We start from the raw sequence: 23,237 nt of genomic DNA on the forward strand, positions 1-23,237 counted from the left end.
GAGGCTAAAAAAGAGTCATTTCTAAATAAATTAGGGGAAGAACATGACTCAAGGAGCGTCCATGCAAACTACTATTCGAACTAACAGGGAATAACAAAAACTATCTGTAGGGTGACTTTAACTGTTTTGACGTGAACTTTTCGTCAATTACCACAAAGCTTATAAAATCAATACGTTAGGTGTATAAGCGTGGTTGCAGAAGTCTAAAAACCGGAATAGGTTTTTGGTACCTTTGTATTATCGGCTTTTAGCTAGGGAAAGTTAAATTGATTCATTAGATGCTCATGATAGACATTACCTATCATGAGCAGCTACTTTATTAACCACGCTTTAGAAGCTCAATCAGATCGATTATGGCGGCATTCGCGCGGGAGATATAAGACGACATCACTAGCGAGTGGTTAGCAAGAAACCCAAACTCGCTACCGTTTACAATCATCGGGCTCCAGATAGTTTCCTGAGTCGCCTCTAGCTCCATGATAATTTGACGGAACGAAGTCAGTGCATTCTTATCACGTAATACACGCTCAAAGTCTTTTTCAGCAGCTTTTAGGAACTGAATCAAAGCCCATGTCGAACCTCTGGCTTCCCAAAACACGTCATCAATCTCCATCCAGGGTGTTTTCACCGTGACAAACTGTGCTTGCCCAGTGGACTGTTGAGCAGATGGATCATTCGCTAAATCAGTATTCATACGAGTTCGGCCAACGCTGGCGCTTAAACGCTGCGAGAGACCACCCAGTCGTTTACTAACCAGATATAGCCAAGAACGTAAGTTATCTGCGCGAGCATAGAACTGAGTTTCAGTATCGGCTGGGTCCATTAGGCGGTCACGATAGTCTCTTAACAGATCCACGCCTTTTTGATATTCGCGCTCAGCTCTTGGAAACATCCACTTCTTATGATGGATATTAAACGCTGGCTCGGCGAACTTTAGCGCCTTATCTTCTAGAGACTGCGACTGCGAACGACTTATATCGTTTCTTAACACTTGGACTATGTCACGAATTTGTACCAAGGCACCAAATTCGTAAGACGGCATATTATCCATAAAAACACTTGGTGGCATAATATCGTTGCTTAGGTAGCCACCACTTTTGTTGAGCAAGCTTTCGGCAACGCGCGCTACCGTTTCAACTGTGACATAGCCCACTGGTGGCTCGCCACTATACTCTTGAATTAATACATCAGGGTCAACTGGATCGGGCTCTGAGCTCCAGATAAAGGTAAACACCAGCATTAAGATGAGCAATATCACACCGGCAGTAGTGAGCCAAACCCACTTTTTGCGCTTCTTGGTTGCTTCTGGTTGTGCGTCAAAATTCATAATTGTTTCCTAAACCTCACGATTTATACTACTGATTAGCATCGCGTACTTGAGCAGTAACATCAAGTGACGGTTGGTTATCAAAATGTAACCTGATGTTGTAACTTTTTGCATTATCCGACATGTCTAAGCCCATCACCATAATGTGCTTAGCGCCTGGTTCAAATATCACTTCATCATTGATCACCACAGCGTCTAAGTGCTCCATTTTTGCCATGCCGTCAACAACCTTGCTTTCGTGCATCATAACGTGTCCTGCTTGCTCCATGCTGACATCAGTTAATGTCACGGCTTGCCCTGTATGATTTTTAATGGTCATGAAAGCTGCCGTATTACTCACTCCTGGTGGCATTTTTCGAACCCAAGCATCGCTCACTTCGATTCCTTCTTTCGGCGCTTGCTGCTCACAGGCCACTAAAATCAGGCTCAGCAACACAAGCAAAACTGACTTGTTCAAAACGGCTAAAATACCTAAGCGATTCATAATAATTCCATTGGCAAATTGCTTCAAAGTCGTTATTGTACGTTGAACCATAAGCAAACTCTATGCCTATCATGACAACTCTATTTCCAGAACCCAAGTCACCTTTAATCCCTATTCTCGGTAGCGAGTTATCGTTTCCAGTTCGCCGAGTCTATTGTGTGGGTCGAAATTATGCCGCTCACGCACAAGAGATGGGCCATGACGAGCGTGAGTTACCCTTCTTTTTCTCTAAGCCTGCGGACAGTTTGGTGGTTGAGCCTAAATCTCTGGCCTACCCACCGATGACTTCCGAGCTGCACCACGAAGTTGAGCTCGTTATTGCCATAAGTAAGGAGTTAATCGAAGCTGATGAACATCAAGCCGCCGATGGTATTTACGGTTATGCGCTCGGTATCGATTTAACTAAACGCGATATGCAAGCCGTAGCAAAACAAAAGGGGCGTCCTTGGGATTTAGCTAAAGGCTTCGATCAATCAGCCCCTATTTCATCAATCCAGCCTATCGCTAGCTTGGATGAAATTAATAATGGCATTATTCGTTTATCGGTGAACCAAGTGGTTAAGCAAGAAGGACAATTGAGCGATATGATTTGGTCGCCTTCAGAGGTCATCGCGGAGCTTTCGAAACATGTAACTTTAAGAGCCGGAGATTTAATTTTTACCGGAACGCCATCGGGCGTTGGTGCTGTCGAGCGTGGCGATAAAATCGAGGCAACTCTGAACCAAGAGCTAAACCTCGATTTTTATATTGAGTAAAGCGATTACAGGCTGTTATAAATAAAAGTGACAATTTGATCAGGCTTAATAAACGCCTGCCCATTGTCTTTATCGAACTTGGCGCTTGGCTTCGCCGCAATAGTTTCTTCGAGACTTTTCCCCTGCTCTTTTAACTGGGCGACCGCCTGGCGAAGTTCAGTCAGCATCGCTAAATACTTCGCCATATCGGCTTTTCTCGCCATAGGGCCGTGGCCCGGAATAATTTGAGTCTTGTCATCAGCTAACGACAATCCTTTCTCTAAAGCAGCAAGATAGCCATCAATGGTGCCACCACTACCAGTATCGATAAACGGGTAGCCAATGTTGAAATAGGTATCGCCCATATGCAACACGTTATCTTTGGCAAAGTAGATAATCGCATCACCGTCTGTGTGGGCATTAGCGACATGGTAAACGCGCATTTCGTCGCTATTGAGGTGCAGGCTTAGCTCGCTATCAAATGTGATTACTGGCAGTGCCTCTTTAGGCGAAGCGTCTACCTGGCGTCCAAAAAACTCCATCACCTGCTTACTGTTCATTCTTTTGCGGACGTTATCGTGAGCAACGATTGTCGCCCCCGCTTTACCAAAGTTTTCATTACCACCAGTGTGGTCGCCATGCCAATGGGTATTGATCACGAATTTGACTGGCTGCTCGGTAATTTCATCAATGGCCTTGTTAATTTTTTCCGTTAAAGGCGCATACTGATCATCGATAAGATACACCCCATCCTCACCAACAGATAAGCCAATGTTTCCACCTTGCCCAAACAAAACGTATAAACCGTCGGATAACTGTGTGGTTTTAATGGTGACTTCCGCTTGCTGATTGCTGTGCGCCATTAGGTTAGGCGCGCAAATTGCGAGCATACATCCGATAGCAATTGATAATAGCTTCTTCATAATGGTGCCTTATTCTTGAATATCTTTTGGTTAAACTACCACAGTACACCTTTTAACCATAATTCAAGTTCACTTTTCCATGAAAAAAGCGCCGTACAGCGCTTTCAATTTACGGTTTTGTATTCCAAAACTTATAACCAATCGGTTAAGACAAAGCCCACGCCAAGTCGGTTTACTCGTCTATCGTAATCAATCAAACTTTCACCATAGCCATTAAAATACTGCACGTAGCCTCTTAGCTTCCCTTCGTCATCGAGTGGGAAGGTCCAATCAAACTGGAATGCGCCTTTATTATCGCTACGAAGGTTGTTACGCAATAAAATTCCGAAGTTATGCTGGTCCCACTGGTAGGCTGAATATAGCTCAAAATACCCCATGTAATCATCAATATCAGGGTTATCATCACCATCAGGATCTAAGGGATCATCCTTTCGCTCTTCAGGAATTCGCCACCAAGGTTTAAACGCCAATACCCAGCGATCTTGCTCAAACGCAAACTCTGTATAGATACGGTTCCAGCTTCGTGAGCCTAGGCCTGAGCGACCGTTCGACTGATGCGACACGCCCAACGAGAAGTATGGAACCTGCCAGCCGCCAAGTTTCCAATCGGTAGCCCAAGCGGCAAAAATTTCAGGCTCATGATTGGTTTCTCTGAATGGGCTGGAAACATCTTTGTTATAAGCCTGCCAGTAGGACTGTCCTGTATACGCAAAGAAAAGAGAGCTATTGTCGCCAAATGGTTTCTCCCAAAACGGTGTTTTGAAGCTAACCTGGAACTTAGCTTCAACTTTATCTACCTGGCGCTCATCACCAGAAGTCTCAAGACTATCTTCGTTCGGTGAATGATTAAAGGTTACTGGCAATAAGTAATTCGGTTTGTGCGGAATAATTGCAAATCGGTTATCCCTAACTCGATACTCCATGCGCAGGCGTTTTTTCAGTAATGCAGAGCCTTTTTCTGCGTCCTTTGTAGCCTCACCATCTTCATCAGCGACCGTTTTGCTTTCTTCTTCGGGGAACAGTAACTCTTTGCTTGGACGGTAAATCGCTAAATCGCTACGTGATTCACAGTACTTTTTAATATCACCAATCGTAGTATTGTCGTCAGCAATTTCAATACGCTGCAACACACACTCGTCATAGTCCTCTTTTGCTTCCTCTGCCTCTGACTTTGCCAAGCTTGGGCTAGAAGCTAGTGCTGACGTTATTAATGCTGAAATACACCAAAGTTTTGTTGGCTTATTAGAGCTCATAATGAAAGGTCCTGATGTTGTTTGGATAAATTGTAGCAAAAAGAAGCCATTGTGCTATGACGGATATAAAAAAAGGGCCAATTAAGGCCCTTTTCTTTCGCTTTTTTACAATTCGACTTAAAGTCGATTCGCTTCAGCGTCTACTTCAATAATGTCATAGCCTAATTTTTCTAAGCTTGGCATTACCGACTTTTTGTCGCCCACTACCACGATAATCATTTCATCAAGCTCTAAGTGTTCTTGAGCAAGTTGGTTCAACTCGTCAAGTTCGATTGATTGTAGGATATCGTTTTGCTCATCAACAAAGTCTTCATCTAGATCATAAGTCATAATGCGACCTAGGAAGCCCAGCTTTTGACGTGGTGTTTCGTAGTCACGAGCATCACGCTGACCTAGCGAGTTTTTCATAAAGGTTAACTCAGCTTCGGTCATACCGCTGTTGCTATAAGTTTTGATTTCTTTTAAGAACTCAATAATAGACTTGTCTGTGACGTCGGTTCTAACACCAGCTGACGCAGTGAAAGAGCCGTATCTTTCATTGCCACTAAAGCCAGAGCGTGCACCATAGGTGTAACCTTTATCTTCACGTAGGTTAATGTTGATGCGACTGTTGAAAGCGCCACCTAGGTTGTAGTTCATTAAGCCTGCGCGGAAATACTCACCTGTAGCATCGTAAGGTAATGAGCGCTTACCAATACGAATTTCAGACTGAGCCGCTCCAGGTTTATCAACAAAATAGATAGCCTTTTGCAGTTCTGGGAATGGCTTTAATGGTACTTGTGCTACATCACCACCGTTCCAAGAGCTGAAGCGCTTTAGTTTAGTGCTAAGCTCTGACTCTTCCAAATCAGACACTGCCACAATAGAAGCAACTGCTGGTGAATAATATTCGTTGTAGAATTTCTTCACATCATCAAGCGTAATGTTATTAACCGACTCGATAGTCCCCGAGTCAGCATAGGCAAACGCATTGTCCGCACCAAACAGTAATTTACGGTATACGTTTGAAGCAACTACAGATGGCTGTTTCGCTGCACTTTTAATGCCTTCGATAGTTTGCTCTTTTACACGCTTAAAGTCAGCTGGATCAAACTTAGGCTCACGTAACTTCTCGTTAGCGATTTGTAGCGTCTTGTCTAAGTTTTCAGTCAAACTCGAAATAGTTAACTGCGTATAAGTATCACCAGAAGAGATCGAGACCGAGCTACCTAGCTTCTGTAAGATGTTACTTAATTCTTCGTTCGAGTAGTTGTTGGTCGACTCATTCAGCATACTTGCAGTGATGCTTGCTAATCCAAGCTTGTTTAGAGGATCGTTCGAAGAACCCGTTTTAACTCTCAAGCGAATCGCAGTTGTCGGCGTTTCTTTATTGACTGCGCCAAGCACTTTGATGCCATTTGAGAGTTCTGTACGCCAGATTTCAGGAACCTTGATTGTAGGATTATCACCAGCTTCTGGCATCACACTACGGTCGAAATCATCTTCAGCTACACGAATATCTAAGTCAGCTTCGGTAACTTCTTTGTACTCAGGGATCTTGCGCTCGCTTGGTGTCCATGTATCTTTATGGGCGACCATACCTTTTTGACCTTTTGGTACCACGCTCATGATGACCGCGTGCTGACCTTTTAGGTATTGCTCATAAACACGCATCACATCTTCTTCAGTGACGTTCTCATAACGCTCCAACTCTTTCTGAATAAGGTTTGGATCGTCTTCGAATGTTTGATACGCCGCTAGTTGTGATACTTTGCCTGAAACACTTTGTAGGCCATAAATTAGACGCGATTTGATACTAGCCTTTACTCGCTCAATATCATCAGCTTTTACGCCGCGCTGCTCAAATTCCTTGAAACTATCACGAATAATAGATTCGATATCAGCCAAACCTTTACCCGACATAGGATTTGGTAACGCCAGTAGCACAAACTCACAAGCAAGCTCACGACAACCATGGCTCACACGACTTTGTACCGCGATGCCTTCTTTGTCTAGATTCTTATAGAGCAATGACGTACGGCCTTGACCAAGAATCGAAGCCAATACATCCAATGGCGCCTCGTCTTCGTGACGAGCGTAAACCGTTGGGTATGCCATATAAAGTAGCGGCAAAGATACGTTATCTTCTAAAGAAATATAACGGTCTTTATCTAAAGTGACTTCTACAGGTGTTGGATCTTTAACTTCTGGGCCACGTGGAATTGAACCGAAGTACTTCTTGACCCAAGCTAAGGTCTGCTCTTCGTCGATGTCACCACCGATCGTTAAGGTTGCATTGTTAGGGCCATACCAGCGAAGGAAGAATTTCTTCACATCGTTAACGTTAGCGCGATTTAGATCTTCCATATAACCAATCACAGGCCAAGAATACGGATGACCTTCTGGATACATAGCTTCAGCAACACGCTCGCCTAAGCGACCATAAGGACGATTATCGACACGTTGACCACGTTCGTTTTTAACCGTTTCACGCTGAACTTCAAACTTCTTCTGAGTGACCGCATCCAATAAAAAGCCCATGCGATCAGCTTCTAACCACAACATTTTTTCTAGCTGGTTAGACGGAGCCGTCTCGAAGTAATTTGTACGATCTGAGTTAGTGGTACCGTTTAGTGTACCGCCAGCTTCAGAAATAATTTTGAAATGCTGTTCGTCAGCAACGTTTTCCGATCCTTGGAACATCATATGTTCAAAGAAATGCGCAAAACCTGACTTGCCAATTTCTTCACGACCAGAGCCGACGTGATAAGTAACATCCACATGAACAAGAGGATCACTCTTATCTTCATGCAAGATTACCGTTAAGCCATTCTCTAGCTGAAACTTTTTGTAAGGAATAACCAGTTGTTCCGATTTTTGTTCAACCGTTTCTAATAAGTTGATTCCATCCGCTACCGCTGTGTCTGTTGATGGTGACGATGCACAACCCACCAGACCCGCGACGACTAGCGCGTTGATTGTCTGTTTAAACATTCTTCTTCTCCTCCTAAGTGGTCAGCTCATTATACAGATTGATTATGAAAATAAAGGCAAATACATAAATTGAAACATTTTCTATAAAATCGTTACAGACATAAAAAAGCCCTGGCTTATTGCAGGGCTAACCTTTTGTTTATAATGCTATTTTTCAATTTCAGCCTTTAAGGACTCCAGGCCTTCTTCATAAGATGGTCCAAGCATACTATCCATCATAAGTCCAAAGTAACGTCCAATAATATTATCACCAAAGTCAGCATCAAAGCTCCATGTAACCTTGGTCTCTTTAGGGCCCAGTTCTTCCAACACAAAGGTTGCATAGGCAGGGTTTGGATCTTCACCAAAAAGTAGTTCAGACTTTACTAACGATGGATACTGACTTTCAATAATCTTTTGCGAGCCACTCCCCACCTGTGAATCTTCACTGTCCCAAGACATCATGGCACCTACGCCTGAATCAGGGCCTGAATACTCGTATTTCGCTTCAGGGTCTAGTTTGTACCAAGGTGACCAACTGTTGTAATCCTCAAAAGAATTCACTTGTTGAAACACCTTATCTTGCGAGGCATTAATGACTATTGAGCGTTCCACATGGACCATTTTTGGTAAGAAAAAGCCAACAATCACTAGCGCTATCGCTAGTACGGCAATGACGATTAAGAAGTTTTTTAGAAATTTCATAGCTCTCCCCAATGAGCAATTAAGACTCGTTTACTTTAGTCTAAAACAATGCAAATGTGCAAGAAATAACCAACTTTTGGGTTTTAGCCGTCACAGAGCCTTCTTTTATCCTTAACGTGCTGCTCAAGGTGAGGTGGGAATTTGTCTGGGTAGATCGGTAAGCCCAAGCTTTCTCTTTTATCTTGCCAATAACCAAAGAGTCGCTCCTTAATCTTACTAGCTTCTTGCTCAATTGACTCTAACTCCTGTTGCGGATAGTCCTTGAGAAACTGCTGTATAAGTTCCTCTCTGTCATCAGCAAACAGAAAGCCCTGCATCATGTCGGCATCATTAATAAAAACCTGCATTAATAGCGCTTCATAAGCCATACTCAACATTAAAGCTTGTTTGGTATTTTCATAATTGTCTTCTCGGGACATCTGTCGCTTTAGAATGTGATGGCTTAATAATTGCAACTCGATTAATCCACCGAGCTTTCCTTGAGTAGCTGAATCAACTAAATACCCAGCTCCCTGCTCTAGCATAGGTAAATTAGGCTGATGGTTATTTATCCGTTCCTTACGCTCTTCCTGTGTTAAAGTTTCAGCGCGATTTAACTCATTAAAGTAAATCCCGAAGCCTCCCTTCCAAATCAACTCGCTGCCATAATGGAACATAGCATCAACATCACCCGCATCGGCGTAAGACTTAACAGCATCTAAAGGCAACTGCTGATAATGATGCTCCCCCATCATTTCCCCCATGGAAAGATAAAATGACTCATATATGTCACTAATTTCTTGCCAGTTTGGATGTTTTTGATACCGCGTATGACAATCGAGAGTAGGTTCTTTTTCACCAAGATTAGCGGGCAGCCCTTGGGTTTCGTCGACGCGTTCATCTTGCACCGATTGTTCTGTAGCTCGAGACTCTCTCTCATCAAATTGGCTCTTTGCTTTGAGCTCCACCTTATTCTTATTGGTGCTGCCAGTGTCCGACGCCAGATAATAAAGCATCAAAAAGAGCAGTAAGAGTGCTCCTATAATTATAATGATTTTCTTCATTCCACTGCCCTAAATCTCATAACAATGACTACTCTGAGCTTTTTCGAATAAAGCCTCTTCTTCATCAGTGAAGGTATCTGGGTAGACTTCTAAGCCATAATATTTCCTATCTGTGGTCCATTGTCTTTTTAAGCGACGGAGGTGCTTCTCGATACTACTTTCGACTAAAGGCATGACGTCATTCATATCAGCATCCGGCATGGCTGTCTTGATAAATTTTTCTATAGTGTGCCATTCAAGCCCAGCTTCTTGAATGAGCAGAGGGTCCTTCTGATAAACATCTTTAGCCAATTCTAGATATGCATAACCTTCGCTAAGAAATTCGATTAACTCAGACTGGCTCACACCTGTTTCAGCAAGCTTTTTGCTAGCCGTTTTATGCATTAGGCCTACCTCTAACAAACCTATCAACTTCCCTTTAACCGCGGCCTTATAAACATAATTTTTACCACGTTGAAATTGCTCTCTATTGAACTCATGGTTCCTTACTTGCTCGCTAAATTGTTCTGAGGTTAATGATTGATCTCTATAGTTTTCATTTAGATAAAAGCCCAGACTAGACTTCCATAACAAATTAACTCCGTAGAGATACATTGCATCTAAGTCATTAGCGTCAGCATAAGAGCGCAAGCTTTCTAAAGGCACTTGTTGATAACCATCAACACCCGCCAGTTGGGAGCTACTCATTCCTAAACCTTCTAGTTTTTTATACACATTTAGAAAGTCATCCCGCAAACCCAGCTGGTTTAGGCACTCTTCGACTCCATCAACTGAAGATTCAGCTTGTGGGCTGGTATTTGTCTCAGCAGTGTTTTCGGAGGGTTTGGACTCCAGCTTTGCAGGTTCCGATTTTTCTTTTGCAGCATCGTGAGTAGTCTTAGGTTCTACAGGATGCTCATCGCCCAAGGTCATATACCCAATTACGGCAAGGATTAGGCTTATGACAAGTAACGCTAAAACACTATACGTCCTCATAAACTAGTTCCCACACTCTTGCTCCATCTTTTCAAAAAACTCTTCCAACCTCTTTGGCCAGAGATCGGGATAAAGCTCATAGCCAAGGCGACGTCTATCAGCTTCCCACTGTTGGAGCAGTTGCTGAGACTGTTGTTTAATTTGTCGTTGGATTGTCTCTAACTGGCTGGGCTCTGGCTCTTCCCCTCTAAAGACGACTTCTAAGTCTTTCTCAAACTCACTTTCCTGTATAAAGACAGTCAGAAGTTCTTTGTCATTCTGGTGAATGCTCTGCAAAAGCTCAAGATAAGCATGCCTTTTAATGAGAACTTTCATAGACTTATCCAACGCTTCCTCATCACGGGATAGTCTATGAAGCAGCCCTCTAGACATTGCAGTAATTTCCATCACACCACCGTACCTTCCCTCGACCGCAGCTAGGTAGGCGTAATCTGCACCGTGGAAAAAGCCCTCCAAGTCAGGTTTGTGTAGTTTGGCCTTCTGTTTGAGCTTTTCCATATCTTCATTTGGGTCGCGATTGATCTTGTTTAGATATGTTCCAAATGCAGACCTCCACATGGTTTCAGATGCGTAATGCAACATAGCGTTGCTATCACCAGAGTCCGCGTATGACTTAACGGCTTCGATAGGGATTTGCTGATAAGTTCCTTCCCCTGCCGCTTCCTCACCACTCATGTAAATGGCACTGATAACAGCTTCAATTTCTTTCCATTCTGGTTGCGCACGATAGCGCTCCATGCAAGTTAGCGTAGACTCGTCTTCTTTGCTTTCTTTAGATTCACTGTTGCTATCAATAAGCTCTACTTTTTCTTCCTTTTTAATTTCTACCGTAGAGCTCAAGGGTGCTTCGGCGTCTTGCTTAATGCTTTCTTCGTTTTTAGATTTAGGCTCGATAACTAGGGCTCCAGGCTCCTTGCTAAAGTAAAGCCAAGCCACCAACGATAATAAAATTATGAGTATTATAATCAGTCCTTTTTTCATCCTTGCTTCTCTTTTTATCTAAATAAATTTAACGCCTCTTCAATAACTTCAAGCCCAGCGCCTTTTTTATAAGCATTTTCGCTTAAGTATCTACGCCATAATTTACCCTTAGGTTGGGCAAAAAAGAGGCCCAGAATATGGCGTGTCATATGGCCAAGGTAAACGTCTTGTTCCAGTTGGCTTTGCACATAGTCGCAATATTCTTCGGCGACTTCAATGCGACTGGGAATATCGTAATTTTGACCATAGAAACGGTTGTCCACTTCAGCCAAGAAGTAAGGGTTATGGTAAGCCTCACGTCCGATCATGGCGCCATCTAAATGTTGCATATGGTCATCCACCTGATCTAGCGTGGTCACGCCGCCATTAACGATAACTTCTAAATCAGGGAAATCCTTTTTAACTTGATAGGCCACGTCGTATTTTAAAGGCGGGATCTCGCGGTTTTCTTTCGGACTTAAGCCACTCAGCCAGGCTTTGCGCGCATGAATAATAAAGGTTTTCACGCCTGCTTGTTTTACGGTATCGACAAACTGATACAAGTGCCCATAGGAGTCCATATCATCGATACCAATTCGAGTTTTGACGGTGGTTGGGATGTTAACCACGTCTGACATAGCCGCCATACAGTCCGCCACTAGCTGTGGCTCCGCCATCAGACAAGCGCCGAAACGACCATTTTGCACCCGATCGCTGGGGCAACCGACGTTAAGGTTAATCTCGTCATAGCCATAGTCTTCGCAGATTTTTGCGCAATGGGCTAAATCTTTAGGATCGCTACCACCAAGCTGAATGGCTACCGGATGCTCTTCTTGGTTGTATTTGAGGTGACGCTCTTCTCCGCCGTGGATAATAGCGCCTGTCGTTATCATCTCGGTATAAAGAACAGCATGCTTCGTAATACAGCGCATAAAGCGTCTTTGATGGCGGTCAGTCCAATCAAGCATAGGGGCAATACAAATTTTACGGTCGACTGGTTGGCTCATAATGTTTAATATTGGTAATAATTGGGCGCTATTATATGATCCTTTGCCCTCAGACCCTAATTTCAGTTTCTGTTCACAGAACTCTGGTATAAAACCCTTTCAGGCTATAAATAATAGAAATATAACAGGATGACAATGAAAACAATTATTACTCTTGGTGGCTTCGCGTTACTGACCTTATTATCGGGCTGTGCAACCCTATCTGAAACAGAGTGTGCTTCTGGAAACTGGCAACAAATTGGGTATAAAGACGGTAAATCTGGCCGTGATTCTGACTATATTATTAAGCATGAATCGGCATGTATTGAATATGGGGTGCAACTCGACCGCGAGGCTTATGAAGCAGGACGCCAACAAGGACTTGCACGTTACTGTACTGCTGACAATGGTTTTAGTCGTGGTTCTCGAGGCAGCTCACCAAACTTAAGCTGTAGTTCTCATCAGTTCCCTGTATATTTTGATGGTTATAGCCAGGGCTTATTTTCGCGTCTTGAGCGACTTGAGATCGAGCTTGACGAAGCTTACAAAGAACATGAGATATTAACGGAAGTGTTGCGTCGTGTGAAAGACGAGCAGGAAAAAGACAGAATAGAATTAGAGCTTGAAGATGTGGATAACGACATCGATGCTTTGCAACGCCAAGTCAGCCAAACTAAAGATTTAATTCGCCGATACCAACGTTACCAAGATTAAGATATAAATAAAAAACGGGGCTGATGCCCCGTTTTTTTTGTTTAGCTTAGAGAGCGCATTACTTGTTTCGAAGTGCAGCAATTCGCGCATCAAGCGGCGGGTGCGACATGAACAAGTGGCCAAATTTTTCTTGGAAAGAACCTGTTCGACCATTCTTTAGACCAAAGGCGGTAAAAGTTTCACCCATGTCAGATGGCATATCGTATTCGGCCTTCAATTTTTCTAAAGCGCCAATCATAGCGGCTGAACCTGCTAACTGTGCACCGGCTTCGTCGGCTCTGAATTCGCGGCGTCGCGAGAACCACATCACCACCATGCTCGCTAAAATCGTCAACACGATTTGCGCTATCATGACTGAAATAAAGTAACCAATACCGTGGCCTTCTTCGTTCTTTAAGATAACTCGATCGACGAAGTGACCAATGATTCTTGAGAAGAACAATACGAAGGTGTTCACCACGCCTTGGATTAAAGTTAAGGTCACCATATCGCCATTAGCTACATGGCCTATTTCGTGAGCAAGTACGGCACGTACTTCGTCACGATTCATGCGCTGTAACAAGCCTTCGCTGACTGCTACTAGCGACTTGTTTTTGTTCCAACCAGTGGCGAAAGCGTTAGACTGTGGCGAAGGGAAAATTCCCAACTCTGGCATACCAACGCCCGCGTCCTTAGCTAAAGTTTCGACGGTGTTCACTAACCATTGCTCGGTTTCATTTCGCGGCTGGTCAATCATTCTGACGTGCATAAATTTCTTTGCCATCCACTTAGAGGCAAACAATGAAATTAATGAGCCAGCGAAACCGATTACAGCACACCAAATAAGTAGCGCTGTTAAATTCAGATCAACGCCGTTTTGCGCCATGATGCTATCAAAGCCAAAGAAACTAAGGACAGCACCTGCCAATAATAAAATTGCAAAGTTGGTTAATAAGAACAAACCAATTCTTAACATCGAAATCTCCAGTAAAATATCTATTAACTGTATTAATTATGGGGGCTTTGGGGGTAGATACAAGTGAAATTAAAGAGCAAGGATCGTGATTTTGTAAATATTCATGTCTAAGCTAGATAAGGTATTTAAAAATCAATAACTTAATCAGCCAGTAGAAGCCCCAAATCACCACGATAGAAACAATAACAGCGAACCAATTTTTACGGTGCTTATTCATAGTAAAAGGTATTTTTCTTAAGAACTGATATGAAGAATAACCGAGCGCCTATGGCTTTGATGACGATGCTCCCACAGGTAAAGTCCCTGCCAAGTTCCAAGCGCTAGCCGGCCACCGACAATAGGGATGCTTAAGGAAACATTGGTGAGAATTGCCTTGATATGCGCAGGCATATCGTCAGGGCCTTCCATGGTATGGGTGTAAAGTGGGTCGTTTTCTGGAACTAAGCGATTGAGCCAGTTTTCTAAATCCGTTTTAGCACTTGGATCGGCATTTTCCTGTATCGTCAGGCTACAAGAAGTGTGTCGGACGAATAGGTGACAGACGCCAGTTTCGACTGCCTGCTCACTAACCCAGGTTTCTGCTTCACGAGTAAATTCATACAGCCCTTGTCCATGGGTGGTTAGCGATAACGTTTTCTGCTTGGACATCAAAGCTCTCCTCGGTAAACAAAGTGAACGCGGCCTGTGACACCGCAGCTCAAAGTGTATGGAATAGTCCCTGCATGCTTTGCCACAATTTCAGCAGGCAACTCTTTTCCCCATAACACAACTCTATCACCAATTTTCTCGCTATGCTCAGGCCCTAACTCTACCGCTAACATATCCATAGAAACGCGCCCAACCAAAGGAACCGTGCGGCCATTAACCCAAACCGGTGTGCCATTTTCTGCATTTCGCGGATAGCCATCGCCATAACCTATAGCGACAAGTGCAATCACAGTATCTCTTTCCGCAAACCAGTGGCGCCCATAGCCTGTAGACTCACCTTTCTTTAAGTGTTTAATCGCCATGATTTGTGACTCTAGATTCATCACTGGCTTTAAGCCATAGTCTGCGCCAATGCTATCGATCATTGGCGAGCAACCGTAAAGAATTAAGCCAGGTCGCACCCAGTCGAAATGCGCACTTTTCGCTTCTAGAATACCTGCTGAATTAGCCATCGAACGCTCGACAACTAAATGCTCAGTGCTTTCTAGGAAGGTTTGGATTTGCTTAGAAGTAAAAGGATCTTCTACATCGTCCGCACTCGCGAAATGCGACATCAATCGAACTGGCTTATTAATGCACTCAACTTCTGCTAAATCATTTTCAATTTGCGGTAACTCATCAACCTTGAAACCCAGTCGATTCATGCCCGAATCAATTTTAAGCCAGATGTTAAGTTTTTTGTCCGTTTTAAGACGCTTTAGGGCATCGATTTGCGGGCTATGGTGTACCACTAAGTGCAAATCGTTTTCTACAATTCTAGGTAGTTCTTTTTCTTCAAAGAAACCTTCGAGCAACAAGATAGGCTGCTCGATTCCAGCATCGCGAAGAGTGTAAGCCTCTAGTGGCGTGGCCACCGCAAACATCTCAGCATCAGGAAGCGCTTTCGCGATTTGCGCCAAACCATGACCATAAGCATCTGCTTTGACCACTGCAATGACACGACTGCCAGAAGCTTTTTGCTGAACGGTTTTGAAATTATGGCGCAGTGCATCGAGGTCGATGACGGCTTTCGTTGGGCGCATACGTTAAACCCTAACCTTAAAAGCCTTCACCCATGGCCTCATAATCGTTATGAGCTAAGTTATCAAAGCGTGAATATTGCCCTTGGAAACTAAGCTCAACCGATCCGATTGGACCGTTACGCTGTTTACCAATTTTAATTTCAGCAATCCCCTTACGCTCTGTTTCTGGGTTATAAACCTCATCACGATAGATAAAGAGAATCAGATCCGCATCCTGCTCAATCGCACCCGACTCACGCAGATCCGACATTACTGGACGACGGTCACTTCGTTGCTCCAAGGAGCGGTTAAGCTGTGATAATGCGATGACAGGAACTTCGAGCTCTTTCGCAAGCGCCTTTAGAGATCGTGAAATTTCACTCACCTCAAGAGTACGGTTATCGCTCATGCCAGGAACCTGCATCAGCTGCAAGTAATCCACCATAATTAACGCAATACCACCATGTTCACGCGCCACACGACGAGCTCTCGAGCGCATCTCAGCAGGCGATAGACCCGCGGTGTCATCAATCATTAACTTCGTGTGGTTCTTTAGCTGTAAAACACCACTGTTAAACTTATCCCAATCTTCCTTCGATTGGATTTGGCCACCACGGATCTTGTTTTGCTCAAGGCGACCTAAAGATGAAATCGAACGCATAATAATCGATTCGCTCGGCATCTCAAGACTGAATACCAACACAGGAAGGTCACTGGCCAAAGCCGCGTTTTCCACAATATTCATAGCGAACGTGGTTTTACCCATCGACGGACGCGCCGCAATAATGACTAAGTCCGCTTTTTGCAAACCCGACGTCATTTTATCTAAGTCAGTGAAGCCCGTGGAAAGACCGGTAACACCACCCTTGGTTTTTTGGATTTCCTCAATACGCTCAATCGTCGCTTTAAGAATGTCCTCAACCTTGCTCGGCCCTTCGCCACTCGTTTCGCGTGACTCAGCAATCGCAAAAACTTTACGCTCTGCTAAATCCAACAATTCCGCTAAGCCACGGCCTTGTGGATTAAAACTCGCATCAGCGATTTCATTCGATGCGGAGATCAGCTGCCTCATAATCGCCTTTTCGCGGACAATCTCAGCATAAGCGCGAATGTTAGCGACAGTTGGCGTATTTTGAGCAAGCTCACCAAGGTAAGCTAAACCAATATCCGTATCGCCCATCTGCTCCAAATGCTCAGATAGCGTAATAACATCCATCGGCTTTGCCATATTGGCAAGCTCAGCCATCGCCTTAAAGATTTCACGATGATTTTTAACGTAAAAGTCCGTAGACAGCAGGATCTCCTCGACCTTTTCCCACTGGTCATTATCAATCATAACGCCGCCAAGCACTGATTGCTCTGCTTCAATTGAATGCGGAGGAACTTTTAAGTCTTTGATTCTCTTGTCAGATTGTTGCGCTGATAGCATGGTTTGCTTCTATTATCATAATGGTTGGACGATCAATACGAGTAAAGCCAATTCGCCTACTCAAAACTATTCTATATAGTAACAGTTTTTAGGCAATACAATAAGTCTGTGGATAAGTTCTGGATAAGTCTAAGCCATTGATAAAGCGAGCCTAAACTCTTTTTATTCCGATTTACTTATCGTCAATACTAACACTTCCCCATGATTTAATTAATTTATTCCACGAGTTATTTTTCAGTTATGATAGAGCCATGAATTCAGTAATTCTTTTCGATGGCGAATGCGTTTTATGCTCAAAGTGGGTACCGTTTGTGATCAAACGCGATCATAACGCCTATTTCAAATTCTGCTCCGTTCAGTCCCCGAAAGGACAGGAGCTTTTAAAGTCCATAGGGATGCCCACAACAGATTACCAGACCATGGTCTTACTCAAAGACGACACGCCCTATTACCGTTCAGAAGCCTTCTTCGAAGTTATAAAAGACCTGAACAAACCGTGGCCTTGGCTTCGTGTATTTAGAGTTTTTCCATTAAAATTTAGAGACTGGGTTTATAACCGAATAGCTCTTAACCGTTACAAGCTGTTTGGGAAGCATGATTACTGTATGATTCCGACAGAGGATCTTTCAGATAGGTTTATAGAATAAGGGGTTACTTCCAAGTCCATTGACAATAATAAAGTAACTCATAAATAATACTATCTATCAATCTTGCCATAGCCCACTATCATAAACACAAATAAGGGATTATTATGAAGCCGCTTTTCTTAATATTTTGTATCTTTTTAACTTCTTGCTCCACCACGTCACAAAAAAGCTCTGAACTTAACTCAGCTTCTAGTAGTAAATTATCTATCTTCTACACCCCAGAAGATCTCTTTCAAAAAGAGTTTATAGAGAACACTGGGAGACTCATTTGGATTAAAGATTCGCTAGCCTGGCAAGCCACTGACATACTCATTGACGCTGTTGATATTAGCCAAATAAAAAATGGTAGGGGTTGGATTGTTCATTTAGATAAGCCTAAAGCACCGACAGTATCTTTCTACCAAGATATAGAAGGCAATTTACATGTAATTGCTGATGTGATTTTTGACAAAAACTTTCAAAACCCCACTTTACAGTTAGCACCTGACAGAAATATCTCTCTGCAAGAACAAAGCATGGTAACAGCATTAACAACTGTTAGGGCTAGCATAAAGGAGGCTTGCTCACCAACCGTCAATTCAGTGGTTTTGCCAATGGAAAATGGATGGCAGGTTTATATTTTAACCTCTACTAAGGAGCCGGGTGTGATACCCGTTGGTGGTCATAAACAGTATATAACTTCAGCTGATGGTAAGGATATTTTATCTGACGAAGCGTACAGTAAAAGCTGTATCAAGTTAAAAGCCCCTGCCGATTCAAAAGGGGTAATGCTCACTCATATCGTTTCTGATTTCCCTGCACCAACCCATGTTTTTCACAACCTTCAAACTGGATTAACTTTTTATGTTAAAACCGAACGGGGAATTTGGAGGATCCACGAAGGCATCATTTCTCTTTTAGAAGAAAGCTAATGCACAAAAGAGTATTGTACACTTCCCAAACTCCGTCATTGCGAGGAGTGCGAAGCACGACGTGGCAATCTATTAAAAGGTCTTGAGACTAGAGATTGACGCGCTCACGATGTTCGCTCGCAAAGACGAGCCTTCTGGGTTATAAGCAAGCTCAAGGAGAGTTCGCAAAAACTCCGTCATTGCGAGGAGTGTGAGGCTCGACGTGCCAATCTATTGAAAGGTCTTGAGACTAGAGATTGCCACGCTCACGATGTTCGCTCGCAAAGACAATCCTTCTCGTTTATATGTAAAATCAAGGCGAGTCCGCAAAAAGTGCCGTCATTGCGAGGAGTGTGAAGCGCGACGTGGCAATCTATTGATAAGTATTGAGCTTACATATTGCCGCGCTCACGATGTTCGCTCGCAAAGACGATACTTCTGGCTTATAAGCAAGCTCAAGGAGAGTTCGCAAAAAGTGCCGTGATTGCGAGGAGTGTGAGGCTCGACGTGGCAATCTTTTGGAAAGTCATGATATTAGAGATTGCCGCGCTCACTGTGTTCGCTCGCAAAGACGAGCCTTCTGGTTTATAAGCAAAATCAAGGCAAGGCAAAATTCTCTGAGAAAGCGCAAGATTAACTTTTCTAGCTTTTGAGCTAAGCCAAGACACGGCAAATCGTTATAAAGTTTTGGCAACGCTCAAATGCTAGAAACAAAAAAGGCACCCGAAGGTGCCTTTCTCTTAACTCTTTTGCTTAATTCTAAATTAAGCTTGAGCTTCGTCGTATTCGCCAACAACAACAACTTTGATGCTAGCTTCAACTTCTGGGTGTAAATGTACTTCGAAAGTGTACTCGCCTGTTTGACGGATAGCGCCTTCTGGCATACGTACTTCTTTCTTTTCTAATTCAACACCTTCAGCAACTACCGCTTCCGCGATGTCTGATGTACCTACTGAACCAAAAAGTTTACCTTCGTCACCAGCGTTTGCTGTGATAGTAACTTCTAGGCCAGCTAGTTTGTCAGCACGTGCTTGAGCAGCAGCTAGAACTTCAGCAGCTTTCGCTTCTAGTTCTGCACGACGCTCTTCGAAGTGTTTGATGTTTTCTTTTGTCGCAGGAACTGCTTTACCAGTAGGGATAAGGAAGTTACGTCCGTAGCCAGCTGCTACAGTAACCGTATCACCTAAATCACCAAGGTTGCGACGTTTTTCAAGTAAAATGACGTTCATCGTTATACCCTCTCAAAATGCCGCTTATTCGTGGCTATCAGTGTATGGCAAAAGAGCCAAGAAGCGCGCACGCTTTACAGCGCTAGCTAATTGACGTTGGTATTTTGCGCTAGTACCGGTAATACGGCTAGGAACAATTTTACCAGTTTCTGTGATGTAATTTTTTAGCATAGCTGTATCTTTATAATCGATCTCAGTTATACCTTCAGCCGAGAAACGGCAGAACTTACGACGACGGTTAAAACGTGCCATGATATGTCTCCTTATTACTCAGCCGCAGCTTCAGTTGATTCTTCTTTCTTAGCTTCTTCTTTAGCTGGCTTTTCGTCACGAGCAGGCGCTTCGTCTTTCTTAGCCATTGGAGAAGCTTCTGTGATGGCTTCTTTACGACGCATTACCATGTTACGTAACACGGCATCGTTGTAACGGAAAGCATCTTCTAATTCTTCGATAACTTCGCCATTCGCTTCAACATTCATAAGAACGTAGTGAGCTTTGTGAAGTTTATTGATAGGGTATGCAAGCTGACGACGGCCCCAGTCTTCTAGACGGTGAACTGTGCCTTCTGCATCAGTGATCATCTTGCTGTAACGCTCGATCATGCCTGGAACTTGATCAGACTGATCTGGGTGCACCAAGAATACGATTTCGTAGTGTCTCATTTAAAGTCTCCTTTCGGTTTCCAGCCACCTATAGCCCGTCTTTGAAGTGGAACTATAAGCAACAAGGAGTAAACCTGATTGTCATAAAACTTGGCCAGAGATTGACCAAGGGCGCGTATTTTAAGGATTTCATGGCTAAAGATCAACCAATTTAGGCGCTAATACACTGACTCATAGGCTATTTGGTAGATAAAGTGCGTAAAAGCAGTCCATCACACCAATAAACCGTCGATATCCCTGTAAATTGGATTTTGCAGAGATATTAAAGTCTCGGTCGAGCGAACTTGTTCGATGGATTGCAGTTTATTGATCAGTATATGCTGAAAGCGATCGATATCTGGCGCGATGACTTTTAGCAATACACTATACTGACCTGTGGTGTAGTAAGCCTCTATGACTTCGGGGATCTGAATCAACTGCTCTTTTACTGGTTGATAATCCTTTGCCGATTTCAAGAAAACACCAACAAAACAGCAGACATCATAGCCAAGCGCTTTAGGCTCGATCTTGACTTTTGTCCCTTGAATAACGCCAGCTTGGCGCATTTTCTCGATTCTGACATGGATAGTCCCTGCGCTAACACCCAAACTTTCCGCAATTTTGGCATAGGGAGTTCGTGCTTCTTGTAATAATTGAGCCAAAATTTTTTTATCCAAATTATCGATCTCATAATTTTTCATGAGAATCCTTCCCGAAATTATTCATACAGTAAAATTTATTATGCTTTTTTAGATTTAATATAGCAATAAACCTTTATTGTTAGACAGATATAGATATTTAAATCAATTAAATATAAAAATATTAATTAACAAGTATTAATCTATCGAATTAAGGACCACCATGAAAAAGCTAGCAAAAGAGGCCTTTATCCAGGATCAAAGATTGATTCAACAGGCCAAGTCGTTCTTCTTAGAAAAGTTAAGTAAGGAATTATCGCTGCTTGAAGTTCAGGCGCCAATCCTTACCTTTCAGGGCGATGGGATCCAAGACGATCTCAACGGTGTTGAGAAGCCGGTAGCGGTACAAAGCCAGACACTGTCCCGTCCGCTAGAGATAGTACAGTCCTTAGCTAAGTGGAAACGTCAATTATTGGCTCGAAGTGACTTTGATATAGGCACAGGGATCGTTACTCAAATGCGTGCGATTCGTCCTGATGAAGAAGCTCTTACTGAACGCCACTCCTTATATGTCGATCAGTGGGACTGGGAAAAAGTCATGAGTGCCGATGAAACGTCATTGGACTATCTCAGAGAAACGGTAGAGACATTATATAAGGCGATGCGAGCAACGGATCAGCTTGTCGCTAGCGCAATGCAACGAGAGCCACTCTTACCTACAGAGATTACTTTCATCCAGTCAGAAGACCTGATGAAACAATACCCTGGTTTATCACCGAGTCAGCGTGAGTATAGAGTCTGTAAAGAATATGGAGCCGTTTTTATCATTGGAATTGGCGGTGAACTTAGTGACGGCACCATTCACGACGGGCGTGCCCCTGATTATGATGATTGGAGTAGCCCAACTGATGATGGTTATTATGGATTAAACGGTGACATATTAGTCTGGAACCCAGTATTAGAAGATGCTTTTGAACTGTCATCCATGGGTATTCGAGTATCACCTGATGTTATGCTGCAACAGCTACAAATACGCAATTGCGAGCATCGCCTCAACTATCTGTGGCATCAGCAACTAATGGCTGGTCACTTGCCACAAACCATAGGTGGCGGTATTGGCCAGTCTCGACTGATGATGTTTTTATTGCAGAAAGCGCATATTGGGCAAGTCCAATTCAGTGTTTGGCCAGAAGAGCTGGAAATACCGGTTTTATAATATGCGTATATATCGTGTCCCTTGCTGTTCACTTCAAGCGCAAACAGCAAGGGACGTTACATATATAAACTAGCTTTCTTCTTGCGGACGCACAATATAGATATGAACCTCTTTAGAGTCGCCCATATTATCCGACATAGTGGAGTATTTAGTGTAGTCAGTTTTTCTTAAGGCAGACGAGATGCTAAAGAATGCATTGACTTTATGACCCGTACCTTCGTGCAATGGCGTCACTGACATGCGACAAATCGTTGTCTTACACTCCACACCATTAAAACTCATCTCTGATAAAAGTTCAGAGTTGTTAACAATTGCGGCTAACTCTTCTTGAGCTTTATAAGACCAGTCCCCGTCGACGGCTTGCTCTTTAAAGGTCTCTATAACTGAATTTCTTTCTGCTATGGCTTTCTTGGCCTCTTCTTCAGATGGCCCGATAGAAGGCGTTTTTTTGGATTTATTTTCTGAGGCTATTTGATGCTCATTATTCATGGCAACAAGCTCTTCTAACTCTTCAATTCTCGCTTGTTGACTGGAGTTGATTGCTCTCAAGTTTTTAATCTTAGCTTCCAGTTCAGACAGTTGCGACTCAAACTGCATAGTCTTGTCTTGGTCGCCTTCCGCACCCTTTGCGACAGGAGGTTTACTTGTCTCGACGGCTGACGGAGTTAAAGTTTTAGGCTTACTGTTCAATTGTTTTTGGTCCAAAAATTGATAAACATTTAAACCAATAGACAGAAGCAGAGTTATGGCGAGGATCTTTTTCATTGCAAATTCCTTGTTTTATATTTTTTCCGAAACTAGTTATATCTAATCTTTTACCCCTAGAC

24 protein-coding genes are annotated in these 23,237 nt (G+C 43.3%); 5 read left to right on the top strand and 19 right to left on the bottom strand.

The window, feature by feature from the left end; all coding sequences use genetic code 11:
- Window positions 1–319: 319 nt before the first annotated feature.
- Both DL796_RS08060 and DL796_RS08065 read right to left on the bottom strand, forming a co-directional pair.
- Window positions 320–1,327 carry a DUF2333 family protein gene (locus tag DL796_RS08060; protein ID WP_110201187.1) on the bottom strand — a complete coding sequence of 336 codons (1,008 nt, stop codon included), beginning with the start codon at window positions 1,325–1,327 and terminating at the stop codon, window positions 320–322.
- A gap of 28 nt (window positions 1,328–1,355) precedes the next feature.
- Window positions 1,356–1,862, bottom strand: a complete 507-nt coding sequence (locus DL796_RS08065; RefSeq protein ID WP_227593016.1) for a copper chaperone PCu(A)C — start codon at window positions 1,860–1,862, stop codon at window positions 1,356–1,358.
- Window positions 1,863–1,882: 20 nt separating this feature from the next.
- On the opposite strand from DL796_RS08065, the gene DL796_RS08070 reads away from it, so the two are divergent.
- On the top strand, window positions 1,883–2,566 hold the full coding sequence (locus DL796_RS08070; RefSeq protein ID WP_110201363.1) for a fumarylacetoacetate hydrolase family protein: 684 nt from the start codon (window positions 1,883–1,885) through the stop codon (window positions 2,564–2,566).
- A gap of 5 nt (window positions 2,567–2,571) precedes the next feature.
- On the opposite strand, the gene DL796_RS08075 is transcribed toward DL796_RS08070, so the two are convergent.
- The 8 genes from DL796_RS08075 to dusA all read right to left on the bottom strand — a co-directional run bounded on the left by DL796_RS08075 (window position 2,572) and on the right by dusA (window position 12,363).
- Entirely contained in the window at window positions 2,572–3,468 is an 897-nt protein-coding gene (locus tag DL796_RS08075) for an MBL fold metallo-hydrolase (protein ID WP_227593018.1), read from the bottom strand.
- Window positions 3,469–3,599: 131 nt separating this feature from the next.
- The gene (locus DL796_RS08080) at window positions 3,600–4,721 is read right to left on the bottom strand and encodes a phospholipase A (protein WP_110201188.1); all 1,122 of its coding nucleotides are present in this window, start codon (window positions 4,719–4,721) and stop codon (window positions 3,600–3,602) included.
- Window positions 4,722–4,838: 117 nt separating this feature from the next.
- Entirely contained in the window at window positions 4,839–7,694 is a 2,856-nt protein-coding gene (locus tag DL796_RS08085; RefSeq protein ID WP_110201189.1) for a M16 family metallopeptidase, read from the bottom strand.
- A 147-nt stretch (window positions 7,695–7,841) separates the two neighbouring features.
- Window positions 7,842–8,378 carry an SRPBCC family protein gene (locus DL796_RS08090; protein ID WP_110201190.1) on the bottom strand — a complete coding sequence of 179 codons (537 nt, stop codon included), beginning with the start codon at window positions 8,376–8,378 and terminating at the stop codon, window positions 7,842–7,844.
- An 83-nt stretch (window positions 8,379–8,461) separates the two neighbouring features.
- Entirely contained in the window at window positions 8,462–9,421 is a 960-nt protein-coding gene (locus DL796_RS08095) for a hypothetical protein (RefSeq protein WP_146205082.1), read from the bottom strand.
- Between the two features lie 9 nt (window positions 9,422–9,430).
- A complete protein-coding gene (locus tag DL796_RS08100; RefSeq protein WP_146205083.1) occupies window positions 9,431–10,396 on the bottom strand; it encodes a hypothetical protein in 966 nt (321 codons plus the stop codon).
- A 3-nt stretch (window positions 10,397–10,399) separates the two neighbouring features.
- Window positions 10,400–11,377, bottom strand: a complete 978-nt coding sequence (locus DL796_RS08105; protein WP_110201193.1) for a hypothetical protein — start codon at window positions 11,375–11,377, stop codon at window positions 10,400–10,402.
- A 14-nt stretch (window positions 11,378–11,391) separates the two neighbouring features.
- A complete protein-coding gene (gene dusA, locus DL796_RS08110) occupies window positions 11,392–12,363 on the bottom strand; it encodes a tRNA dihydrouridine(20/20a) synthase DusA (protein WP_110201194.1) in 972 nt (323 codons plus the stop codon).
- Window positions 12,364–12,498: 135 nt separating this feature from the next.
- Here dusA and DL796_RS08115 point away from each other — a divergent pair, with 135 nt between their 5' ends.
- On the top strand, window positions 12,499–13,056 hold the full coding sequence (locus DL796_RS08115) for a DUF2799 domain-containing protein (RefSeq protein WP_227593019.1): 558 nt from the start codon (window positions 12,499–12,501) through the stop codon (window positions 13,054–13,056).
- Window positions 13,057–13,114: 58 nt separating this feature from the next.
- On the opposite strand, the gene htpX is transcribed toward DL796_RS08115, so the two are convergent.
- From htpX to dnaB, 4 genes are all read right to left on the bottom strand, one after another.
- Window positions 13,115–14,011, bottom strand: a complete 897-nt coding sequence (htpX, locus tag DL796_RS08120) for a protease HtpX (protein ID WP_110201196.1) — start codon at window positions 14,009–14,011, stop codon at window positions 13,115–13,117.
- Between the two features lie 234 nt (window positions 14,012–14,245).
- Complete coding sequence (locus DL796_RS08125) at window positions 14,246–14,659, bottom strand: secondary thiamine-phosphate synthase enzyme YjbQ (protein ID WP_110201197.1); 414 nt, start codon at window positions 14,657–14,659, stop codon at window positions 14,246–14,248.
- Window positions 14,659–15,741, bottom strand: a complete 1,083-nt coding sequence (gene alr / locus DL796_RS08130; protein ID WP_110201198.1) for an alanine racemase — start codon at window positions 15,739–15,741, stop codon at window positions 14,659–14,661. Before alr ends, DL796_RS08125 begins: the two co-directional genes overlap by 1 nt.
- 16 nt (window positions 15,742–15,757) lie before the next feature.
- On the bottom strand, window positions 15,758–17,149 hold the full coding sequence (gene dnaB, locus DL796_RS08135; protein WP_110201199.1) for a replicative DNA helicase: 1,392 nt from the start codon (window positions 17,147–17,149) through the stop codon (window positions 15,758–15,760).
- A 251-nt stretch (window positions 17,150–17,400) separates the two neighbouring features.
- Between dnaB and DL796_RS08140 the strand changes: the two genes are divergently transcribed.
- Both DL796_RS08140 and DL796_RS08145 read left to right on the top strand, forming a co-directional pair.
- Window positions 17,401–17,796 (top strand): thiol-disulfide oxidoreductase DCC family protein, encoded by a 396-nt coding sequence (locus DL796_RS08140; protein WP_110201200.1) that lies wholly within the window; start codon window positions 17,401–17,403, stop codon window positions 17,794–17,796.
- A 104-nt stretch (window positions 17,797–17,900) separates the two neighbouring features.
- Window positions 17,901–18,707, top strand: coding sequence for a hypothetical protein (locus tag DL796_RS08145; protein WP_110201201.1), 807 nt, complete (start codon window positions 17,901–17,903; stop codon window positions 18,705–18,707).
- A gap of 743 nt (window positions 18,708–19,450) precedes the next feature.
- Here DL796_RS08145 and rplI read toward each other — a convergent pair.
- The 4 genes from rplI to asnC form a co-directional block, all read right to left on the bottom strand.
- The gene (rplI, locus tag DL796_RS08150; protein ID WP_110201202.1) at window positions 19,451–19,915 is read right to left on the bottom strand and encodes a 50S ribosomal protein L9; all 465 of its coding nucleotides are present in this window, start codon (window positions 19,913–19,915) and stop codon (window positions 19,451–19,453) included.
- 24 nt (window positions 19,916–19,939) lie between these two features.
- Entirely contained in the window at window positions 19,940–20,167 is a 228-nt protein-coding gene (gene rpsR / locus DL796_RS08155; RefSeq protein ID WP_068993015.1) for a 30S ribosomal protein S18, read from the bottom strand.
- Window positions 20,168–20,181: 14 nt separating this feature from the next.
- Entirely contained in the window at window positions 20,182–20,577 is a 396-nt protein-coding gene (gene rpsF / locus DL796_RS08160; RefSeq protein ID WP_110201203.1) for a 30S ribosomal protein S6, read from the bottom strand.
- Between the two features lie 212 nt (window positions 20,578–20,789).
- Window positions 20,790–21,257: a transcriptional regulator AsnC gene (asnC, locus tag DL796_RS08165; protein ID WP_110201204.1), complete on the bottom strand. Its 468-nt coding sequence runs from the start codon at window positions 21,255–21,257 to the stop codon at window positions 20,790–20,792.
- Between the two features lie 160 nt (window positions 21,258–21,417).
- On the opposite strand from asnC, the gene asnA reads away from it, so the two are divergent.
- Window positions 21,418–22,410: an aspartate--ammonia ligase gene (asnA, locus tag DL796_RS08170; protein WP_110201205.1), complete on the top strand. Its 993-nt coding sequence runs from the start codon at window positions 21,418–21,420 to the stop codon at window positions 22,408–22,410.
- Between the two features lie 69 nt (window positions 22,411–22,479).
- Here the strand turns inward: asnA and DL796_RS08175 are convergent, their stop codons facing one another.
- On the bottom strand, window positions 22,480–23,175 hold the full coding sequence (locus DL796_RS08175) for a hypothetical protein (RefSeq protein WP_110201206.1): 696 nt from the start codon (window positions 23,173–23,175) through the stop codon (window positions 22,480–22,482).
- Window positions 23,176–23,237 lie beyond the last annotated feature (62 nt).

Origin of the sequence: Kangiella spongicola (assembly GCF_003194565.2) — a bacterium.
GTDB lineage: Bacteria > Pseudomonadota > Gammaproteobacteria > Enterobacterales > Kangiellaceae > Kangiella > Kangiella spongicola.

Bases quoted from the DNA above. Each gene is read 5' to 3' on its own strand.
- DL796_RS08145 (WP_110201201.1), top strand. From the start codon at position 17,901: ATGAAGCCGCTTTTCTTAATATTTTGTATCTTTTTAACTTCTTGCTCC.
- rpsF (WP_110201203.1), bottom strand. From the start codon at position 20,577: ATGAGACACTACGAAATCGTATTCTTGGTGCACCCAGATCAGTCTGAT.
- dusA (WP_110201194.1), bottom strand. From the start codon at position 12,363: ATGAGCCAACCAGTCGACCGTAAAATTTGTATTGCCCCTATGCTTGAT.
- DL796_RS08115 (WP_227593019.1), top strand. From the start codon at position 12,499: ATGAAAACAATTATTACTCTTGGTGGCTTCGCGTTACTGACCTTATTA.
- DL796_RS08175 (WP_110201206.1), bottom strand. From the start codon at position 23,175: ATGAAAAAGATCCTCGCCATAACTCTGCTTCTGTCTATTGGTTTAAAT.
- alr (WP_110201198.1), bottom strand. From the start codon at position 15,741: ATGCGCCCAACGAAAGCCGTCATCGACCTCGATGCACTGCGCCATAAT.
- rplI (WP_110201202.1), bottom strand. From the start codon at position 19,915: ATGAACGTCATTTTACTTGAAAAACGTCGCAACCTTGGTGATTTAGGT.
- DL796_RS08125 (WP_110201197.1), bottom strand. From the start codon at position 14,659: ATGTCCAAGCAGAAAACGTTATCGCTAACCACCCATGGACAAGGGCTG.
- DL796_RS08085 (WP_110201189.1), bottom strand. From the start codon at position 7,694: ATGTTTAAACAGACAATCAACGCGCTAGTCGTCGCGGGTCTGGTGGGT.
- asnC (WP_110201204.1), bottom strand. From the start codon at position 21,257: ATGAAAAATTATGAGATCGATAATTTGGATAAAAAAATTTTGGCTCAA.
- DL796_RS08095 (WP_146205082.1), bottom strand. From the start codon at position 9,421: ATGAAGAAAATCATTATAATTATAGGAGCACTCTTACTGCTCTTTTTG.
- DL796_RS08075 (WP_227593018.1), bottom strand. From the start codon at position 3,468: ATGAAGAAGCTATTATCAATTGCTATCGGATGTATGCTCGCAATTTGC.
- DL796_RS08140 (WP_110201200.1), top strand. From the start codon at position 17,401: ATGAATTCAGTAATTCTTTTCGATGGCGAATGCGTTTTATGCTCAAAG.
- asnA (WP_110201205.1), top strand. From the start codon at position 21,418: ATGAAAAAGCTAGCAAAAGAGGCCTTTATCCAGGATCAAAGATTGATT.
- DL796_RS08060 (WP_110201187.1), bottom strand. From the start codon at position 1,327: ATGAATTTTGACGCACAACCAGAAGCAACCAAGAAGCGCAAAAAGTGG.
- dnaB (WP_110201199.1), bottom strand. From the start codon at position 17,149: ATGCTATCAGCGCAACAATCTGACAAGAGAATCAAAGACTTAAAAGTT.
- DL796_RS08105 (WP_110201193.1), bottom strand. From the start codon at position 11,377: ATGAAAAAAGGACTGATTATAATACTCATAATTTTATTATCGTTGGTG.
- DL796_RS08070 (WP_110201363.1), top strand. From the start codon at position 1,883: ATGACAACTCTATTTCCAGAACCCAAGTCACCTTTAATCCCTATTCTC.
- rpsR (WP_068993015.1), bottom strand. From the start codon at position 20,167: ATGGCACGTTTTAACCGTCGTCGTAAGTTCTGCCGTTTCTCGGCTGAA.
- htpX (WP_110201196.1), bottom strand. From the start codon at position 14,011: ATGTTAAGAATTGGTTTGTTCTTATTAACCAACTTTGCAATTTTATTA.
- DL796_RS08065 (WP_227593016.1), bottom strand. From the start codon at position 1,862: ATGGTTCAACGTACAATAACGACTTTGAAGCAATTTGCCAATGGAATT.
- DL796_RS08100 (WP_146205083.1), bottom strand. From the start codon at position 10,396: ATGAGGACGTATAGTGTTTTAGCGTTACTTGTCATAAGCCTAATCCTT.
- DL796_RS08080 (WP_110201188.1), bottom strand. From the start codon at position 4,721: ATGAGCTCTAATAAGCCAACAAAACTTTGGTGTATTTCAGCATTAATA.
- DL796_RS08090 (WP_110201190.1), bottom strand. From the start codon at position 8,378: ATGAAATTTCTAAAAAACTTCTTAATCGTCATTGCCGTACTAGCGATA.